Annotated in this window: 17 protein-coding genes; 5 read left to right on the top strand and 12 right to left on the bottom strand. The window is 62.5% G+C overall.

Translation table 11 applies throughout. From position 1 onward, the window contains the following. The first annotated feature begins 103 nt into the window (after positions 1–103). Positions 104–532 (top strand): anthrone oxygenase family protein, encoded by a 429-nt coding sequence (locus NKI59_RS15010; protein WP_352705089.1) that lies wholly within the window; start codon positions 104–106, stop codon positions 530–532. 37 nt (positions 533–569) lie between these two features. On the opposite strand, the gene NKI59_RS15015 is transcribed toward NKI59_RS15010, so the two are convergent. Continuing rightward, entirely contained in the window at positions 570–1,022 is a 453-nt protein-coding gene (locus NKI59_RS15015; RefSeq protein ID WP_352705091.1) for a MarR family winged helix-turn-helix transcriptional regulator, read from the bottom strand. A gap of 100 nt (positions 1,023–1,122) precedes the next feature. Between NKI59_RS15015 and NKI59_RS15020 the strand changes: the two genes are divergently transcribed. Continuing rightward, positions 1,123–1,428: a Rieske (2Fe-2S) protein gene (locus NKI59_RS15020; protein ID WP_352705093.1), complete on the top strand. Its 306-nt coding sequence runs from the start codon at positions 1,123–1,125 to the stop codon at positions 1,426–1,428. A gap of 1 nt (position 1,429) precedes the next feature. After that, complete coding sequence (locus tag NKI59_RS15025) at positions 1,430–2,155, top strand: glutathione S-transferase family protein (protein WP_352705095.1); 726 nt, start codon at positions 1,430–1,432, stop codon at positions 2,153–2,155. Here the strand turns inward: NKI59_RS15025 and NKI59_RS15030 are convergent. Together NKI59_RS15030 and NKI59_RS15035 are read right to left on the bottom strand one after the other, a co-directional pair. Beyond that, entirely contained in the window at positions 2,103–3,341 is a 1,239-nt protein-coding gene (locus NKI59_RS15030; protein WP_352705097.1) for an FAD-dependent oxidoreductase, read from the bottom strand. The two genes, NKI59_RS15025 and NKI59_RS15030, sit on opposite strands and share 53 nt — an antisense overlap. A 74-nt stretch (positions 3,342–3,415) precedes the next feature. Next, positions 3,416–3,826, bottom strand: a complete 411-nt coding sequence (locus NKI59_RS15035) for a winged helix-turn-helix transcriptional regulator (protein ID WP_352620189.1) — start codon at positions 3,824–3,826, stop codon at positions 3,416–3,418. Between the two features lie 136 nt (positions 3,827–3,962). On the opposite strand from NKI59_RS15035, the gene NKI59_RS15040 reads away from it, so the two are divergent. Beyond that, positions 3,963–4,853, top strand: coding sequence for an SDR family oxidoreductase (locus tag NKI59_RS15040; protein WP_352705099.1), 891 nt, complete (start codon positions 3,963–3,965; stop codon positions 4,851–4,853). Between the two features lie 41 nt (positions 4,854–4,894). Here NKI59_RS15040 and NKI59_RS15045 read toward each other — a convergent pair whose 3' ends face one another. The 3 genes from NKI59_RS15045 to NKI59_RS15055 form a co-directional block, all read right to left on the bottom strand. Then, positions 4,895–6,814, bottom strand: a complete 1,920-nt coding sequence (locus NKI59_RS15045) for a potassium transporter Kup (RefSeq protein WP_352450049.1) — start codon at positions 6,812–6,814, stop codon at positions 4,895–4,897. Between the two features lie 158 nt (positions 6,815–6,972). Then, positions 6,973–8,886: a potassium transporter Kup gene (locus tag NKI59_RS15050; protein ID WP_352680211.1), complete on the bottom strand. Its 1,914-nt coding sequence runs from the start codon at positions 8,884–8,886 to the stop codon at positions 6,973–6,975. Positions 8,887–8,982: 96 nt separating this feature from the next. Then, positions 8,983–9,723, bottom strand: a complete 741-nt coding sequence (locus NKI59_RS15055) for a pyridoxine 5'-phosphate synthase (protein WP_352705101.1) — start codon at positions 9,721–9,723, stop codon at positions 8,983–8,985. Between the two features lie 115 nt (positions 9,724–9,838). Between NKI59_RS15055 and NKI59_RS15060 the strand changes: the two genes are divergently transcribed. After that, on the top strand, positions 9,839–10,243 hold the full coding sequence (locus tag NKI59_RS15060) for a SpoIIAA family protein (RefSeq protein ID WP_352450052.1): 405 nt from the start codon (positions 9,839–9,841) through the stop codon (positions 10,241–10,243). Positions 10,244–10,262: 19 nt separating this feature from the next. Here the strand turns inward: NKI59_RS15060 and NKI59_RS15065 are convergent, their stop codons facing one another. From NKI59_RS15065 to NKI59_RS15090, 6 genes are all read right to left on the bottom strand, one after another. Next, complete coding sequence (locus tag NKI59_RS15065) at positions 10,263–11,390, bottom strand: ATP-dependent DNA helicase (RefSeq protein ID WP_023720791.1); 1,128 nt, start codon at positions 11,388–11,390, stop codon at positions 10,263–10,265. A 147-nt stretch (positions 11,391–11,537) separates the two neighbouring features. After that, positions 11,538–11,870 (bottom strand): nitrile hydratase accessory protein, encoded by a 333-nt coding sequence (locus tag NKI59_RS15070; RefSeq protein ID WP_352705232.1) that lies wholly within the window; start codon positions 11,868–11,870, stop codon positions 11,538–11,540. Between the two features lie 19 nt (positions 11,871–11,889). Then, on the bottom strand, positions 11,890–12,549 hold the full coding sequence (nthB, locus tag NKI59_RS15075; protein ID WP_352680213.1) for a nitrile hydratase subunit beta: 660 nt from the start codon (positions 12,547–12,549) through the stop codon (positions 11,890–11,892). Continuing rightward, entirely contained in the window at positions 12,546–13,151 is a 606-nt protein-coding gene (nthA, locus tag NKI59_RS15080) for a nitrile hydratase subunit alpha (protein WP_352705103.1), read from the bottom strand. Before nthA ends, nthB begins: the two co-directional genes overlap by 4 nt. Positions 13,152–13,207: 56 nt before the next feature. Next, positions 13,208–16,366: an efflux RND transporter permease subunit gene (locus NKI59_RS15085; protein WP_352705105.1), complete on the bottom strand. Its 3,159-nt coding sequence runs from the start codon at positions 16,364–16,366 to the stop codon at positions 13,208–13,210. Further along, positions 16,363–17,610, bottom strand: a complete 1,248-nt coding sequence (locus NKI59_RS15090) for an efflux RND transporter periplasmic adaptor subunit (protein WP_352705107.1) — start codon at positions 17,608–17,610, stop codon at positions 16,363–16,365. The genes NKI59_RS15085 and NKI59_RS15090 overlap by 4 nt, the downstream gene beginning before the upstream one ends. Positions 17,611–17,723: the final 113 nt, after the last annotated feature.

Genomic DNA, 17,723 nt, shown 5'->3' on the forward strand with positions numbered 1-17,723 from the left:
GTACCGTACGTTACGGTTCGGCTTTATGGCGTATTGCCCGACCCGGCGCAAGCCTTTATTTCTGTAGCGTGCTCCATGCGGGGCATCACGGGAGACACTGATCATGCTCGCCGGATTGCTTGCGTTGACCGTTACCGCAGTGTTTGCGGGTGCGGCTATCTACGTCAGCGTCGCCGAACAGCCGGCGCGGCTTCGCCTCGAGGACAAAGCATTGCTGCAGGAATGGCAGCCTTCCTACAAGCGCGGCGCCGCCATGCAGGCCTCGATCGCCGTCATCGCCTGTATTCTGGGCCTCGTCGCGTGGTGGCTGACCGGCAATCTCGCTTATCTGGTCGGCGCCTTGCTGATCATCCTGCCTTGGCCATGGACGCTGTTGGTGATGATGCCGGCAAATAGGTTGCTGGAGGCGATGGACGCGAACTCCGTCAATCCTGAAGCTCGGGCATTGATCGCCAAATGGGGCAATCTGCATCTGGTCCGCGTCGGGCTTGGCGTTCTGGCGATGTTGGCATTCCTCTTGGGCAGTGCCTGACCTCGCCAATCGGTGCCATCTTCGTCATGAAGGCGTGTCACTCCAGGGCGGGCGGATCTCGCAGGCGCCCAAGCAGAGCTGACAGCACATCGAGCTCATCATTTGAAAGCCGGGAGCCGACCAACTCCGCGATCGACTGGCCGTAGACAGCCCACATGCGGCGGCGCGTCTCGCGTCCATTGTCTGTGACGCGGACCGTTTGCCCGCGGCCGTCATCGGCAACTGGAAGCTTCTCGACCTGCCCGTCGGCTTCGAGCCGCGCCAGCAGCCGGGAGATGTTGTACTGGGCAAACAGGGTGCGCTCGGTGAGTTGGAACGGCCGCAATCCGCCCTCGCCCGCCTCGGCAAGCTCATGCAGGACGTCGTACCAGGCAAGCGGTGGCAGGCCACTGTCCTTCAGCGCGTCCTCGGCTCGTTCCAACAACTGGCGCGAAACCCGCATCAGGCGGGCCCAGGCCTTGATGGCTGGAGGTGAAGGAATCCCGGTCATGATTGCATCGTAGGCGATAGATGCAATTGCATCAAGCTTGATGATCGATGCAAATGCATCTATATAGATGCAATCGCATCAATCATGAGAGGCAATTCCGATGAAGCATGAAATCTGCAAGATCGCCGACATTCCGGAAACAGGCAGCCTGATCGCTCCGTTCTTCGGCCGCGAGGTCCATGTCTACCGCAGCGGCGAGCGTATCCGCGCTGCCGCCAACGTCTGCCTGCATTTCGGTGGCCCGCTCGACTGCAAGGACGGCAAGCTCGTCTGCCAGTGGCACGGCGCCTCGTTCGACATGACGAGCGGTGGTCGCCTCGAAGGCCCGGCGCCGAAGGGCTCGCCCCTGATGTTCCTCTCCACCCGCGTCGCGGACGGCGCATTGAACTATGTCTGGGGAGAGTGAGATGATCGACAAGCTCACTCTCGTCAGCCACCATCTTTGTCCCTATGTGCAGCGCGCGGCGATTTCACTTCGCGAAAAGGACGTGCCCTTCGAGCGCATCACGGTCGATCTCGCCAACAAGCCTGCCTGGTTCAAGGCGATATCGCCGCTCGGCAAGGTGCCGCTGCTCCGCGTTGAGCCTGACGGCCAGGAAACGGTGATCTTCGAATCGCTCGTCATCCTCGAATTCCTCGAGGAAACCCAGCCCAATCCGCTGCATCCCACCGACCCCTATGCCCGTGCCCGGCATCGCGCCTGGATCGAGTTCGGCTCGGCAATCCTCAATGCCATCGGCCGCTTCTATTCAGCACTCACCGAAGCCGCCTTCATCGCCGAACGCGGGGCTCTGGCAGCAATGTTCGATCGCCTGGAAGTGGAACTGGCGAACGGCGCGGCTGGGCCATGCTTCGACGGCGAGCGCTTTTCACTGGTCGACGCGGTCTACGGCCCGATTTTTCGCTATTTCGACGTCTTCGACCGGATCGGCGATTTCGGCATCCTGGACGGAAAGCCGCATGTCCAGGTGTGGCGCAAGGCATTGCACGAACGCCCATCCGTGAAGGACGCGGTCGCTCCCGATTATCCGCAACGCCTCCATGCATTCTTGCAGGCTAAGGGTTCGCACCTTTCGGAAATCATCCGCCAAAACGATCCGGCCACAGCGCTTCCGCAAGCCCTATCGGCTTGAATGGATTGAGCACCGTTCCTGTAACCATGGAAGCAAGAAACTGCGGCGCCGGCGGGACTTTTGCCAGCGTCGCCACCAGCCTGTCGCGGACGAACGGCATCACAATCGAATCCGATTGATAAAACGGCGTCAGCACCAGCGACAGCGCCTGGAAGACTCGCACATGCCATCGCCGTGTCCGGACATAGGCCTCCAGTGCAGTATCGATACGGTCCGTTCCTATGAGTGCGTAGTTGAGCGCGGCTGCATCGAGCAGCGCCATGTTCGCGCCCTGGCCGAGCTGCGGGCTCGTTGAATGGGCCGCATCGCCGATAACAGCCAATCGCCGTCCGGCTGGCGTCTTCATCGTGTGATGGCCATAGCGCGCCAGCGAAAGCTGCTCGAAACTGTCGATCTGGTCGATGAAGGCCGCGCATTCAGGCCACAGCCCGACCAATCTCGCCTTCCATGCCTCGAGACCTGCCGCCCAGACGTACTCGGCATCCGCCGGCTTGAGGCTCCAGAAGAATGCCGCCATCTTCTGGGCACCGGGCTCAGGCCGGCCGATTGGCAGCACGCCAATCATCACGCTCGCGCTGTCGTAGCGCTGCAGCAGCGCGTGCTCGTCGAAACCCGCGCCGCGCCAGCCAAGCGATGCCCAGAACGCGCCATAGGCGAGCGATCGCGGTTCGCCCGGATTGTTCACGCACCGCCGCAGTTTGGAGCGTGAACCGCTGGCATCCACTACCAGGTCGAACGACCCCGTCCGTCGTCCGTTGCCGCAGATCAATGTTGCGCGTTCGCCGGTTTCCAGCGTCTCAAGCTCGATACCTGTCTCAATGTGGATCGCCTGGCGCCGGGCGGCGCGGAAAAGCACGCCGAACAGAGCCGCGCGATGCACCGCCAGCCCGAAGCGACCGCCGCGCTGGGCATCGTAGCGGACGTCGAGCACTGTGCGGCCAGTTCTGGCATCTGCACCATGCAGGCGGTCTATGCGGCAGCCCAGCGCCAGAATGTCTTCGAGCAGGCCGAGATCGGCAAGCACGGTCAGCCCGGTCGGCTGCAGGATCAGCCCGGACCCGACCGGTTTTGGCTGGTCGAAGCGCTCGAAGATGGTGACCCTATGTCCGGCGCGCTTGAGATAGAGCGCGGCGGCAAGTCCAGCCGGCCCGGCGCCGGCAATCGCGATGTCCAGAGAATTGCCCATCTGCCCGCCCCAACCCAGGCCGGACAATCCTTCAGCGCTGTCGCTAAATCAAGCCGCCGTCTCGGCCTGGAGGCTCAGCCTTCGGCAGTATCGAAAATCTTCCGCGCCTCGCGTACAGCGCCGTGATTGAGCTCGGCCCATTGGATCAGCTGATGCAAGGGTCCAAACATCGAGCGCCCGAGATCGGTGAGGCTGTATTCGACGCTCGGCGGTTTGGTCGGAAACACCTGGCGATGCACATAGCCGTCGCGCTGCAGATCGTGCAGCGTCTGGGTGAGCATGCGCTGTGAAATATCGGGCACCAGCCGCCGCAATTCGCCGAAGCGGTACGGCTTCTCGGCCAAGGCCTCCATCAGCAGTGAACTCCATTTATTGCTTATGCCCTGGATCACGTCACGAACCGGGCAATCCGCAAGGTTTCCGCCACCGCTGCCTGCTTTGTAGATCTCGAGCTTCGATCTCAGATTGACGATCTTGCCGTCCATGGCTGGTTCCCTGGGTGTGCCTACCTCCCGCAAAACTGCCTTCTTTACGAGGATGGGTCAATTCCTATTTTAGTGCTGGTCTCTTTTTGAGACTAACCTATGCACCCGCCGCTCCGGCGCAACGTCAGGACATCTCATGACCGACACCCTTCTCGTCACCGGCGCCTCCGGCCAGCTTGGCCGCGGCGTCATCAATCATCTGCTTGACACGCTCAAGGTCTCCCCTCAGCGCATCATCGCCGCCACCCGCAATCCGGAAAATCTGGCCGATCTGGCAGCCCGAGGCGTCACCATCAGGGCAGTTGACTTCGACGACACCGCGTCGTTGGCCAGTGCATTTACCGGCGCCGACAGGGTTCTGATCATTTCGACAAACGAGCTCGCCGTTCCGGGCAAGCGCCTGAAGCAACATGAGACTGCGGTCGCCGCCGCAAAAAGCGCGGGCGTTTCGCACCTGCTCTACACGTCGATGCCCAATCCGGAACCAGGATCGCCGGTGCTGTTTGCGCCCGATCACCACGGCACCGAGCAGGCTATCAAGGCGAGCGCCATTCCCTACACCATCTTCCGCAACGGCTGGTACCAGGAGAACCTGTTCATGGCGCTGCCGCACGCCATCGCGTCGGGGCAGTGGTACACATCCGCTGGAGACGGCCGCATTGCACACGGCGCGCGCGACGATATGGCCGCGGCAATCGCCGCCGGCCTCGCTTCGAGTGCAACCGAAAGCACGACATACACACTGACCGGCCCCAAGGCCCACACGATGGCCGAGATTGCGGCCCTCGTCACCGAGGTCACCGGCAACCCGATCGAAGTCGTCCAGCTTTCGGATGAAGCGCTGACCGAGGGATTGAAGGCAGCCGGCGTTCCCGAAGCTTTTGCGCCTGTCATCGTTTCCTTCGACACCAACACCCGCTCCGGCCGGATCGGCATGGTGACCGACGCGGTCGAGACGCTGTCCGGCAGGAAGCCGCAGCCGCTGAAGCAATTTCTTGAAGCAAACAAGGCGGCTCTGGTGAGCTGAGCCTCACAATGGCCGTGCCCTCAAAGGGCACGGCCATTTGTTCAGATAGCCACCTGCGTCCCGATCTCGACCACCCGTCCGGTCGGGATCTGGAAATATTCCGTCGCATCGGCCGCCGTGCGCGCCAGCCCGATGAACAGCTTGTCCTGCCAGACCGGCATGCCGGAATTGGGCGAGGCCTTGAGAGAGCGCCGCGACAGGAAGAAGGAAGTCGTCATGATGTCGAACTTCCAGCCCTGTTTGCGGCAGATCGCCAGCGCACGCGGGATATTGGGCTGCTCCATGTAGCCGAAGGTCAGCGTCACCCGCATGAACAGCTCGTTGACCATTTCCATCTTGACGCGCTCGCTGTCGGGCACAACCGGCTGCGGTGCCGTCACCACCGAAAGGATGACGTTCTGCTCGTGCAGCACCTTGTAGTGCTTGAGGCTGTGCATCAGCGCGGTCGGCGCGCTCAGCGGGTCGCTGGTCAGGAACACCGCGGTGCCCGACACCAGATGCGGTTTCTTCTTCAGCAGATTGCCGGCAAGGAAATCGAGCGGGATCTCGTTCCGGCGCGTCTTGTCGAACAAATAGCGGCTGCCGCGGATCCAGGTCCACATAGTCATCACGATAACTGCGGCGATGGCAAGCGATGCCCAGCCACCTTCAAACACCTTGACTATGTTGGCGGCAAAGAAGCCGGTATCGACGAAGGCGAACACGGCCATCAAGGCGATCGCGACGCCGAGCGGCCATTTCCAGATGCGCGTCATCACAACAAAAAGCAGCACATTCGTCACCAGCATGTTGCCGGTCACCGAAATACCGTAGGCCGAGGCCAGGCGGCTGGATTCGCCGAAGCCGACCACCAGCAACATCACCACCAGCGCCAGCATCAGGTTGATGCGCGGCAGATAGATCTGGCCCGACTGTTTTTCCGACGTATGCTGGATAACGAAACGCGGCAGCATATTGAGCTGCACCGCCTGTCTGGTCAGCGAAAAAGCGCCGGAGATCACCGCCTGGCTGGCGATGACGGTCGCCGCCGTCGCCAGCACGACCATCGGAATAAGCGTCCAGCCCTGGTTCATCTCGAAGAATGGATGACCGACAACGCCGCCATTTGCCAGCACGAAGGCGCCTTGTCCGACATAGTTGAGCAACAGACAAGGGAACACGATTGCCAGCCAGGCGAGTACGATCGGCTTGCGGCCGAAATGGCCGAGGTCGGCATAGAGCGCCTCGGCGCCGGTGACGGCGAGGAAGACCGCACCAACCGTGACGAACGCGACATCGGGCGAGTTGACCAGGAACGACACGATGTAATGCGGGCTGATCGCCAGCAGGATTTCCGGATCGGCGATGATGTGGTTAATGCCGGAAAGGCCGATGGCCAGGAACCACAGAGCCGTGACTGGCCCGAACACCAAACCTACGCCGCCGGTGCCGAATCGCTGTACCGCAAACAGGATCGCCAGGATGGCCAGTGTCAGCGGCACCACATAGGGCTGGAATGTCGGCGTGACGACATTCATACCTTCGACCGCCGATAGCACCGAGATCGCCGGCGTAATGACTGCGTCGCCGAAAAAAAGCGCCGCGCCGACGATGCCGATGCCGAGGATCACCGCCGAGCGCGTCGGGAAACTGTTGCGCGCCAGCGCCATCAGCGACAGCACCCCGCCCTCGCCTCGATTGTCGGCGCGGAGCACGAACATGATGTATTTGATGGTGACGGTGATCGTCAGCGACCAGATGATCAGCGATAACACGCCGAGGATGTCGCCACGGTTGGCGACGTTGCCACCGGCCGATGCATGCAACGCCTCGCGAAATGCATAGATCGGGCTGGTACCGATATCGCCGTAAACCACGCCGAGCGCGCCCAGCATCAGCACCTTGGTGCTGTGCTGCTCGACCTCAGAATGGCTGGATTGTTCGACAGGTTCTGCCTCGTTACCAGCATTGGTAAGGGCCATGGACGACACTCCGATAAGCGGGCGGTGCTCTACGCTTGCTGCGCTGCAATATCAAGTGCCGTCACGTAATGGCTCCGTCCCGATATTGCGAGTCCTCCACGACTTGGCAGACTCAGGCCCATCGGCAGACCACCTGGAATGTCGCAACGGACACGTTTTTAAATAGCCACCTGCGTCCCGATCTCGACCACCCGTCCGGTCGGGATCTGGAAATATTCCGTTGCATCGGCCGCCGTGCGCGCCAGCCCGATGAACAGCTTGTCCTGCCAGACCGGCATGCCGGAATTGGGCGAGGCCTTGAGAGAGCGCCGCGACAGGAAGAAGGACGTCGTCATGATGTCGAACTTCCAGCCCTGTTTGCGGCAGATCGCCAGCGCACGCGGGATGTTGGGCTGCTCCATGTAGCCGAAGGTCAGCGTCACCCGCATGAACAGCTCGTTGACCATTTCCATCTTGACGCGCTCGCTGTCGGGCACAACCGGCTGCGGTGCCGTCACCACCGAAAGGATGACGTTCTGCTCGTGCAGCACCTTGTAGTGCTTGAGGCTGTGCATCAGCGCGGTCGGCGCGCTCAGCGGGTCGCTGGTCAGGAACACCGCGGTGCCCGACACCAGATGCGGCTTCTTCTTCAGCAGATTGCCGGCAAGGAAATCGAGCGGGATCTCGTTCCGGCGCGTCTTGTCGAACAAATAGCGGGTGCCGCGTATCCATGTGGACATGATCAGCCCCATGCCGCAGGCGACCGTGATCGACACCCACCCGCCTTCGAGGATCTTGACGACGTTTGCGAGGAAAAATCCAGTATCGATCGTGCCGAACAGCAGTGTGAGCGCGGCTGCCAGTGCAAGCTGCCATTTCCACCGGAATCGCATCACCACGAACAGCAGGATGGTTGTCATCAGCATTTCGCCAGTCACCGAAATGCCATATGCGGAAGCCAGCGAACTCGAGCTGCCAAAGCCGACCACTAGCAACATCACGCCCAGCGCGACCACCAGATTGACCCGCGGCATGTAGATCTGGCCGGACTGCATCTCGGAAGTATGCTGCACCTCGATACGTGGCAGCAGATTGAGCTGCACCGCCTGCCGCGTCAGCGAGAAAGCGCCGGAGATCACCGCCTGACTGGCGATCACCGTCGCTGCCGTGGCCAGCCCAACCATGGGCATTAGCGCCCAATCCGGCAGCATCTGGAAGAATGGATTGGTGGGTTTGCCGCCGTTGGCCAGAACGAACGCGCCTTGTCCGAAATAGTTGAGGAGCAGACAAGGGAACACCACGGAGAACCACGCCAGCACGATCGGCCTGCGCCCGAAATGGCCGAGATCGACATAAAGGGCTTCGGCCCCGGTGACCGCCAGGAACACCGCCCCGACCGTGACGAACGCACCGGTGGGCGTATTGGCGAGATAAGCGACCGCGTAATAGGGATTGATCGCCAGCAGGACCGACGGGTCGTCCAGCAGATGGTAGACCCCGGCGGCGCCGATCGCCAGGAACCACGCTGCCGTCACCGGTCCGAACACGGCCGCCACCCTGCCGGTGCCAAAGCGTTGCACGGCAAAAAGCATTGCCAGGATGATCAGCGTGATCGGAACAACATAAGTTTCCAGCGTCGGGGTCACCACTTCCAGGCCCTCGACCGCCGAAAGCACGGAGATGGCCGGCGTTATGATGGCGTCGCCGAAAAACAGCGCCGCGCCGCAAAGTCCGATCCCCAGAATGAACCGGGCTCCCTTTGGATAAGCGTTGCGCGCAAGCGCCATCAGCGACAGCGTGCCGCCCTCACCCTTGTTGTCGGCTCTGAGCACGAAAGCGACGTACTTTATCGTGACGATGATCGTCAGCGCCCAGACGATAAGCGACAGCACGCCAAGGACGTCGTTGCGCGCTACCGGTCCCGACGATGCGTGCAGCGCTTCCCGAAACGCGTAGATTGGGCTCGTGCCGATATCGCCGTAAACCACGCCCAACGCGCCCAGCATCAAAACTCTGGTGCTGTGCTGCTCGGCCTTGGAGTGGCTGGATTGTTCGATGGGTTCTGCCTCGCTACCAGCGTGGGCAAGGGCCATGGACGACACTCCCATAGACGTGCGGCGCTCTATGCTGCGGGATGGAAAGGACGCGCTGCCGTGCCGGGAACGCATGGCCTATCGGCTCGCCTTTCTCTACCAGCCACAAGCCTTCAGAAACCGCCTGACCGTTGCGGCCATGCCATACTCCAACGCATCGGCTGTCAACCCATGTCCGATCGACACTTCGGCCAATGCCGGGATGCGCCTGGCCAGCGCCGGCAAATTGCTCACCACAAGGTCGTGCCCGGCATTGACCTGGAGCCCTGCGGCCAATGCGGCATCCGCCGTCTTTCCCAATTTCTCCAATTCCTTCGCCGCTTTTGCCGAATCGGAATGATAGCTGCCGTATGGACCCGTATAGAGTTCGATCCGATCGGCGCCGGTGTCGCGAGCGGCGTTCACGCCAGCGGGATCCGGATCGGAAAACAGCGATACGCGAAAGCCTCCCTTCTTCAGGCGCTTGACGACCGGTGTCAGGAACGCAGCCTCGGCGGCGAAGTTCCAGCCATGGTCGGAAGTCGCCTGCGCCGGGTCGTCGGGCACCAGCGTCACCTGCTCGGGCTGATGCTTTTCCACAAGCGCCAGGAACTCCTCGGTCGGATAGCCCTCGATGTTGAATTCCGCATTCGGGAACTCGTCGTCGATCAGCGCCCTGATCTCAGGCAGATCGGAATGCCTGGTGTGCCGCTCGTCGGGTCGCGGGTGCACCGTCAGCCCATGCGCGCCGGCGGCAAGGGCGATGCATCCAAGCCCGGTCACGCTTGGCCATGGCAGGTCGCGCCGGTTGCGCAGCATGGCGATCGCATTGAGGTTGACGGAAAGCTTTGCAGGCATTTGCACGGCTCCAGGCTGATCTTGGCGCGCATCTATACCGCCTTTAACGGGAACAGACAGAGGGTTTCAGGTGTTCCAAGGTGTGCGAAGAAAATCGAGCGCAAGGAGTTCCCTGTTGAATTTTCTCGAGGCCGTGCCGGCGGTCCGCCGCATCGACACCGATCGCGAAGATCTTTTCGCCATCGATGTCGTCGGCCATGTCGCAGCGGCTGACGCCGAAAACCTGTTCGGATTGCTGGAGGCGGCCTATGCGCTGCATCCGAAGATCGACGTGCTGGTGCGCCTGATCGACCATGAGGGTGTCGACTGGGCCGACGTATCGGACGAGACGATCGAACAGGGCATAGCTCATGCCGTGGAGCATATCGGCCGCTGCGCGGCGATCGGTGAGCCGAACTGGATACCGGAGGCAAGAGCCTTTTTGCCTGCCTCTTTGCCTATCGAACTCCGGCATTTCGAGGCCAAGGACGAAGCCGCCGCCTGGGAATGGCTTGACGCCAGACCGATCGCCCAGCGCTGATACGACGGACCTGACAGCCCTATCGGACGATCGTCAACCGTTCGGCCGCGCGCGTGATCGCGGTGTAGAGCCAACGCTGGCGAGTTTCCTTGAATGCCCAGCTTTCGTCGAAAAGCACGATCTCATTCCATTGCGACCCTTGCGCCTTGTGCACGGTCAGCGCGTAACCGTAATCGAAATCGTCGAAGCGCTTCTTCTGCTGCCAGGGAATGTCGGCGTCGGGATCCTCGAATGCGGCCTTGAGCAGCTTGATCTTGGCGACGCCGCGATCCGGGTCATCTTCCTCCGGTGAGACCAGCAGATTGATGCCGGGCTTGACCGTCTCGCGCGACGAGGTCATCACCTTCCACAGCGAGCCGTTGAGCAGTCCCTTGGCCGGATCGTTGCGCAGACAGACCAGCTTGTCGCCGGCTTGCGGATAATCGGCGTTGAACCCCTTCAGCTCGCGCAGCCGCTGGTTATAACGGCGGCGCGTGCGGTTGGTGCCGACCAGCACCTGGTCCGCTTTCAGCACCAATTCCTGGGTGACGTCTTCCTTGCCGATCACCTGCGCCGCGCCATAGTCGCCGCGCATGAACTCGCGGCCCTCGCGCACGTCAAGCGCCAGCCTGATGATCGGGTTGTCGCGCGCCTGGCGGTGGATTTCTGTGAGCAGAATGTCCGGCTCGTGGTCGGTGAAGAAGCCGCCGCCGGAGATCGGCGGCAACTGGCCGGGATCGCCGAGCACCAGGATAGGGGTGCCGAAGCTCATCAGATCGCGGCCAAGCTGCTCGTCGACCATTGAGCATTCGTCGATGACGACCAGCTTGGCCCGCGAGATCGGGCTTTGCCGATTAAGCGAAAAGGTCGGCGACATCGAGGTCTTGCCGGTCACCTCGTCCGCTACCGATTCTTCGCCTTTCGGCCGGTAGATCAGCGAATGGATGGTGCGGGCATTGACCGCGCCCTTGGAACGCAGCACCTGCGCCGCCTTACCCGTAAACGCGGCGAACTGCACCTGGCCGTCGACATGCTCGGCAAAATAGCGCGCCAGCGTCGTCTTGCCGGTGCCGGCATAGCCGAACAGCCGGAACAGCTGCGGCTTGCCGGCTTTCAGCCAGCCGGCCACCGCCTTCAGCGCTTCGTCCTGTTGAGGAGAGAATTCCATCAGCGCGACAGACCGGATTCGCGAGGGAAAGACAAGGTGACTGCCGTCACCATCAATTTTCATCGCCGGCAATCACCCCGCTGCGACAGGGTCAGGCTATCAGTGACGAACAGGAACGTAAAGAGAACAAAGCCAGGCGACCGCAGCTTACCCGGCCCGCTGTGGATCGTTCTCCAGCAGGATCGGCTTGCCGTGCGGCGTAGCGTGCGCGGCGCGTTCCCAGGCAGCGGCAAGGATATCGACGTCGTTCCTACCGGCAACGCCTTTGGCCGACAGCAGATTCTCCAGTGCCGCCAGCCAGTGCTCGTAGTAATCGTGACCGTCGCTCGCGGCGCCCGGCCGCTTCACCTCGGCCGACAAGGCATCCGCCCATTCGCTCCAGGAAAACAGCCCCCTGTCGTGCAGCGCCACCGTCATGGCGAAGGCCTCCGCTTGCCACGGCTCGGCAAACACAGGCGCCTCGACACCGGCGGGCAGCATGGCGGCGCCTGAGCCCGTCTCACGCCGGCTCAAGGTAGCTCTCCCAGGCATCGATCGACACGACGAGTGTCGGATCGGCGCCCTCGCCCCAGATTTCGCCGCCGGTGAAGGCCACCGTATAGACCCATTGCGGGTTTTCGCCCTGGCCGTGCGCATTGGTGTCGGGAAAGACAAAGCCGTCGCGCACAGCCTCCACGACACCTCGCTTGCCGCGTGCATAGCGCGGCAGTCTGGTGTGGCCGGTCGGATGAAAGTTCCTGGTTCGCACGGGGTCGCCCGCCTTGAACCGCGCAGGCACGGCGACAGGCCGGTCGCAGTGCCCGCCCTTGGCCAGCACCGCCGGAACGTCCTTAGCCTTCAGCACCCGTTTGGGTGTCGCTGCCGGGTCGACTGCGTCGCCCGTAGCCAGGTCCCGGTCGCTGACGAAACCATGGCGTTTGAGCAGCACCTCCAGCGCCTTGATCCATATCTGGTAGTAGCTGGAGGCATAATAATCCGCTGGATGCAGCGATTCCCGCGCGTGCCGACTCTCGTCGATGGTCCAGGCGCCCATGGCGCCGGCGCACAACGTCACGCCCAGCGCCCGCCTTTCCCAATCGGCATGGAAATAGGGTTCGTCCGGTTCGGGCGCGACCGGCCCGAAACCCATCTGGCCGCCGAGATCCTGCGGCCCGTTCATGCCGGCTCCCGCGCCAACGCGGTGCCGATCATGGCATCGCGCGTCACCAGATCGGCGAGCCGTGCCTCATCCCAGCCCTCGGTGCCCCTTGGCTGCATAGGCACCACCAGATAGCGCAGCTCGGCGGTCGAATCCCACACCCGGATTGTCGTCCTCGCCGGCAAGGTCAGACCGAATTCCTCGAGCACGCCGCGCGGATCGATCACTGCGCGCGAACGGTAGGGCGGCGCCTTGTACCAGACCGGCGGCAAGCCGAGCACCGACCACGGATAGCAGGAACATAGCGTGCAGACGACGAGGTTGTGCGTGTCGGCCGTATTGAAGACCGCCTGCATGTGCTCGCCTTGCCGGCCGGTGTAGCCGAGCGATTCGATGGCCGCCGTCGCATCACGCTTCAGCCATGCGGCAAACGCGGGATCAACCCAGGCTTTCGCCACCACCTTTGCGCCGTTGCGCGGCCCGATCTTGGTCTCATAGGTGTCGACAATGACATCGATCGCCGCCGGATCGATCAGGCCTTTGCGGGTGAGAATCGTCTCCAGCGCGCGCACCCGCGCCGCAAAAGGATCAAGCTCGTTGTCGTGGTCGTGATTGTGCGGCATGGCGTCAAATTACGATCGCGGACCTCCGGCCGCAAGCACCACGGCTTGGGCCAGCGCTATTCGGCTGCCGCCTTCTGCGGCACTGGTTCTTCCTCCTCGTCGAACAGTGACGGCTGGTCGACCGCTTCGACCGGCCTCGGCTCGCCCCGGCGCCGCGCCCACAGCCTGACCAGCCAGCCGGAAAAATGCTCCATGTAGACGTAGATGACGGGCGTGACGAACAGCGTCAGTGCCTGCGAGGCGACAAGACCGCCGACCACGGCCACGCCGAGAGGCTGGCGCAGTTCCGCGCTGGCGCCGGTGCCGAGCGCGATCGGGATGGTACCCATCAGCGCGGCAAGCGTGGTCATCATGATCGGCCGGAAGCGCATCAGGCAGGCCTTGTGGATGGATTCGACGGGCGACATCCCCTCGCGCCTGAGTTCCAGCGCCACGTCGATCATCATGATGCCGTTCTTCTTGACGATGCCGATCAGCATCAGGATGCCGATCACCGCGATCACCGACAGATCCATCCCCGCCAGCCGCAGTGCCACCAGCGCGCCCAGCACCGCCGACGGAAGCCCGGTCAGGATGGTAAGCGGATGGATGAAGCTCTCATAAAGCATGCCGAGCACGATATAGATGGTCAGGATCGCGCCGCCGATCAGCAGCCCCTGGTTGGAAAGCGAATCCTGGAACGTCTTGGCCGTGCCCGAGAAGGCGGTCGAGATCGTCGGCGGCATGCCGATCTTGTCCTTCAGCGCGTTGATGTGGCTCACGCTGTCGCCGAGGGCCACGCCTTGCGGCAGATTGTAGGAGATGGTCACTGCCGGAAGCTGGCCGAGCTGGTTGACGGTCAAAGCACCGGCGGTCCGATCGACGCGGGCGAACGCACCGAGCGGCACCAGGCTGCCGCTCGCCGTTCTCACCTTGATGGCCAGCATCCGCTCGGGCGACCACTCGATCTTCGGATCGAGCTCCATGATCACGTCGTAGCTGTCGGCCGAACCGAAGATGGTCGACACCTGCTGGGTGCCGAAACCGCCATAGAGGCTGGAGCGCAACGTGTCGGTATCGACACCGAGGTTCGCCGCCTTGTCGCGGTCGATCACCAGCGTCGCCTGTAGCGCGTTGTTCTGCAGGTCATTGGTGACGTCGGTGAAGGCGGCATGATCGGCAGCTATCGCGTCCGTCAGCCTTTGCGCCCAGACGTTCGTCAGGCCGGTATCGAGGCCCTGCACGGCAAGCTGGTAGGCACTCGCCGAAGAACGCGCGCCGAGCCGCAGGTTCTGCACCGGTTGCATGTAGGTTTCGATGCCGGGCACATTGGCAAGCTGGCGCCGTAGATCCGAAAGCACCTTGTCGATGTTCGGTCGGTGGTCCTTGTCTTTCAGCTGCACAAACAGCTGGCCCTGGTTGAGCGCATTGTTTCCACTGCCCGCCGACCAGCCGACATGCGCCACGTAGGGCGAATGGGTGAAGACATCCGCCACTTGCCCCTGCAGCTTCACCATCGCGTCAAACGAAATGTCCTGGCGCGCGATGGTCGTCACCGAGACCTGGCCGATATCCTCCGGCGGGAAGAAGCCCTTCGGCGAGATCTGGATCAGCCACACCGACAGCCCGGCGGTCACGAGGAAGACAAGGCAGACCAGGAAATTGTGGCGCAGACAGAATGTCAGCAACCAGTCATAGCCCCGCATGAAGACGTTTTGTCTATGGTCCTCGCCGTGCGCTGCCTTCTGCTCGGCTTTCGATAATGACAACAGCCGCGAACACAGCATCGGCGTCAGTGTCAGCGAGACGAACATCGACGCCAGGATGGCGACCGTCACCACCACCGCGAATTCGTTGAAGATGCGCCCGATCACGCCGCCCATCAAAAGCACCGGAATGAACACGGCGACCAGCGAGATCGAGATCGAGATGATGGTGAAGCCGATCTCGCGCGCGCCCTTGAGCGACGCCTCGAGGGCCGAGAGCCCGTCCTCCTCCATATGGCGGAAAATATTTTCCAGCATGACGATGGCATCGTCGACGACAAGGCCGACCGCCAATGTCAGCCCCATCAATGAGACGTTGTCGATGGAAAAGCCGAACAGGTACATCACGCCTAGCGTGGCGATGAGCGAAATCGGCACCGCCACAGCCGGGATGACCGTCGCCGTTACCCGGCGCAGGAACAGGAAGATCACCATCACCACCAGCGCGATGGTGAGCAGCAGCGTGAACTGCACGTCATCGACCGCCTCGCGGATCGATGTCGAGCGGTCGTTGAGCAACTGGATGCTCGCCGCTGCCGGCATCTGATCGTCGAAGGAAGGTAGCATCGCCTTGACGCGGTCGACGACGTCGACGGTATTGGCATCCGGCTGGCGCTGCACCGCCATGATGATGGCGCGCGTGCCGTCATACCAGCTTGCCGTCGTCGTGGTCTCGACCGAATCGATGACGCGGGTCACCTCGCCGAGCCGCACCGGATGGCCGTTCTTGGTGGCGATGATGATGTTGGAGAATCCCGCCGCATCGGTCAGCTGCGTGTTCGCGGTGATCGTCAGCTGCTGTTTGTTGTTCTTGAGCACGCCGAGCGGCGTGTTGCTGTTGGCCGAGGCAATGGCCGTCTGCAGCTGGTCGATCGAGATGCCCCGTGCGGCGAGCGCCGTCGGATCGATCTGGACGCGCACGGCATATTTCTGCTGACCGTAGATCGAAACCTGCGCAACGCCATCGATCGTCGACAGCGATGGCGAAATCACATTCTCGGCAAAGGCATCGAGATCGGTCAGCGGAATGGTGTCGCTGACCAGCGACATCAGCAGGATCGGCGCGTCGGCTGGATTGACCTTGCGATAGCTCGGCGGGCTGGTCATCTCCGGCGGCAATTGTCGTTGCGTGCGTGCGATCGCTGCCTGCACGTCGGCCGCGGCGGCGTCTATGTCGCGGTTGAGCACGAACTGAATGGCGATCGAGGTCGAGCCGAGCGAGTTGGTCGTCGAAATCGAATCGATGCCGGCGATGGTGGCAAACTGCTTGATGAGCGGCGTTGCCACCGAGGTCGCCATGGTTTCCGGCGAGGCCCCGGGCAGCGAGGCCGAGACGTTGACCACCGGAAATTCGGCGCTTGGCAGTGCCGCCACCGGCAGGAATTTGTAAGCAAATAGCCCGCCCAGAACCAGAGCGAACGACATGAGCAGCGTGGCGACGGGCCTGCGGATGCAGAATTCGGAAATCATGGCTGTGTTCCGGCTGTCCGGTCAGCCTCGGCAACCTTCGGAGCCGCCTGATCGCCGGTGCCGGTCGAAGCCTTGCCTTCGCGCACCGCCGCGCCGTTCTTCAGTTTGGTCTGACCCTCGACGACGACACGCTCGCCGCTTTTCAATCCTTGGCTAATTGCGGTGTTGGTGCCTTCTGTCAGCGCGACCTGCACGGGCCGCATTTCAACGGTGTTGTCCGGCTTGATCACATAGACGAACGGGCCCTTCTGGCTGGGCTGGACGGCGACCGTCGGAACGGAGGTCATTTGTGGCATGATGCCGGCATCGAGCACGACGTTGACGTATTGGCCCGGCCATAGCGAAAGATCGGCGTTGGGCACACTGGCCCGCGTTGCGATCGTGCCGGACGCCGTGTCTACGCTGGAATCGACGAAATCCAGCGTTCCCTTGCCGATCTGCTTCGGGTCGCCGTCCTTGGTCAGCGTCACCGCACCTTGCTGCGGCGCTGCCAGCGCCTTGTGCAGCAAGGCAAGATCGCTTTCGGGGAGATTGAAGTTCACCTGCAGCGGGTCGACCTGCGTGATCGTCACCAGTGGAGTCGACGTGCTGCTGCCGTTGCTGGTGGTGACGAGATCGCCGACGGCGACGCTGACTGCGCCAAGCCTGCCGGAGATCGGCGCCCTGATCGTGGCGAAGCCAAGCTGGATTTGGTCCGCATCGATCGTTGCCTTGTCGGCGTCGACGGTGGCCCCGGCGGATTTCTGTGCCGCGACGGCCTGATCGTAGGTCTGCTGTGTTCCGGCCTGCCTGGCGACGAGATTTTTGGCGCGCTGAAGATCGGCCGTGGCGCTGGCAAGCAGCGCCTGGTCTTTTGCGAGCGTCGCCTGATCGCGTGCCAGTTGCGCCTTCAACGAGCGATCGTCCAGCGAGAAAAGAAGGTCGCCGGCCTTCACCATCTGTCCGTCCTTGACCGCGATTGCGACGATCTGGCTCGAGACCCGCGCGTTGATGCTGACCACGGCTGGAGAGGACACAAAGCCGATGGCATAGCGCCGGACCGGGAAATCGGCCGTCGTAGCGGTGGCGGCAACCACCGAAGTCGTACGCGCGGCATTTGCCGCTGCAGCGGGCTTGTCCGCCGTCGCCGTCTGCTTCGCCGACAGCATCTGCTGAAGACCGCTCATTGCGCTGGGCGAAAGATAGAGCCACGCCGCGGCAACGCAGGCTGCAGCGATCACCGCTAATACGATCTTTCCGCGCATCGACAAAAGACCTCTCGATCCGACACGCCGCTATCCGGTGGCCGTAGTCTAGCTCAACTCGCAGCCTCTTGCCGCGCTTTTGCCAGATAATAGAGGATGCCGACGGCGAAAAA

Source organism: Mesorhizobium sp. M0598 (genome assembly GCF_040320865.1).
In the GTDB taxonomy this organism is placed as follows: domain Bacteria; phylum Pseudomonadota; class Alphaproteobacteria; order Rhizobiales; family Rhizobiaceae; genus Mesorhizobium.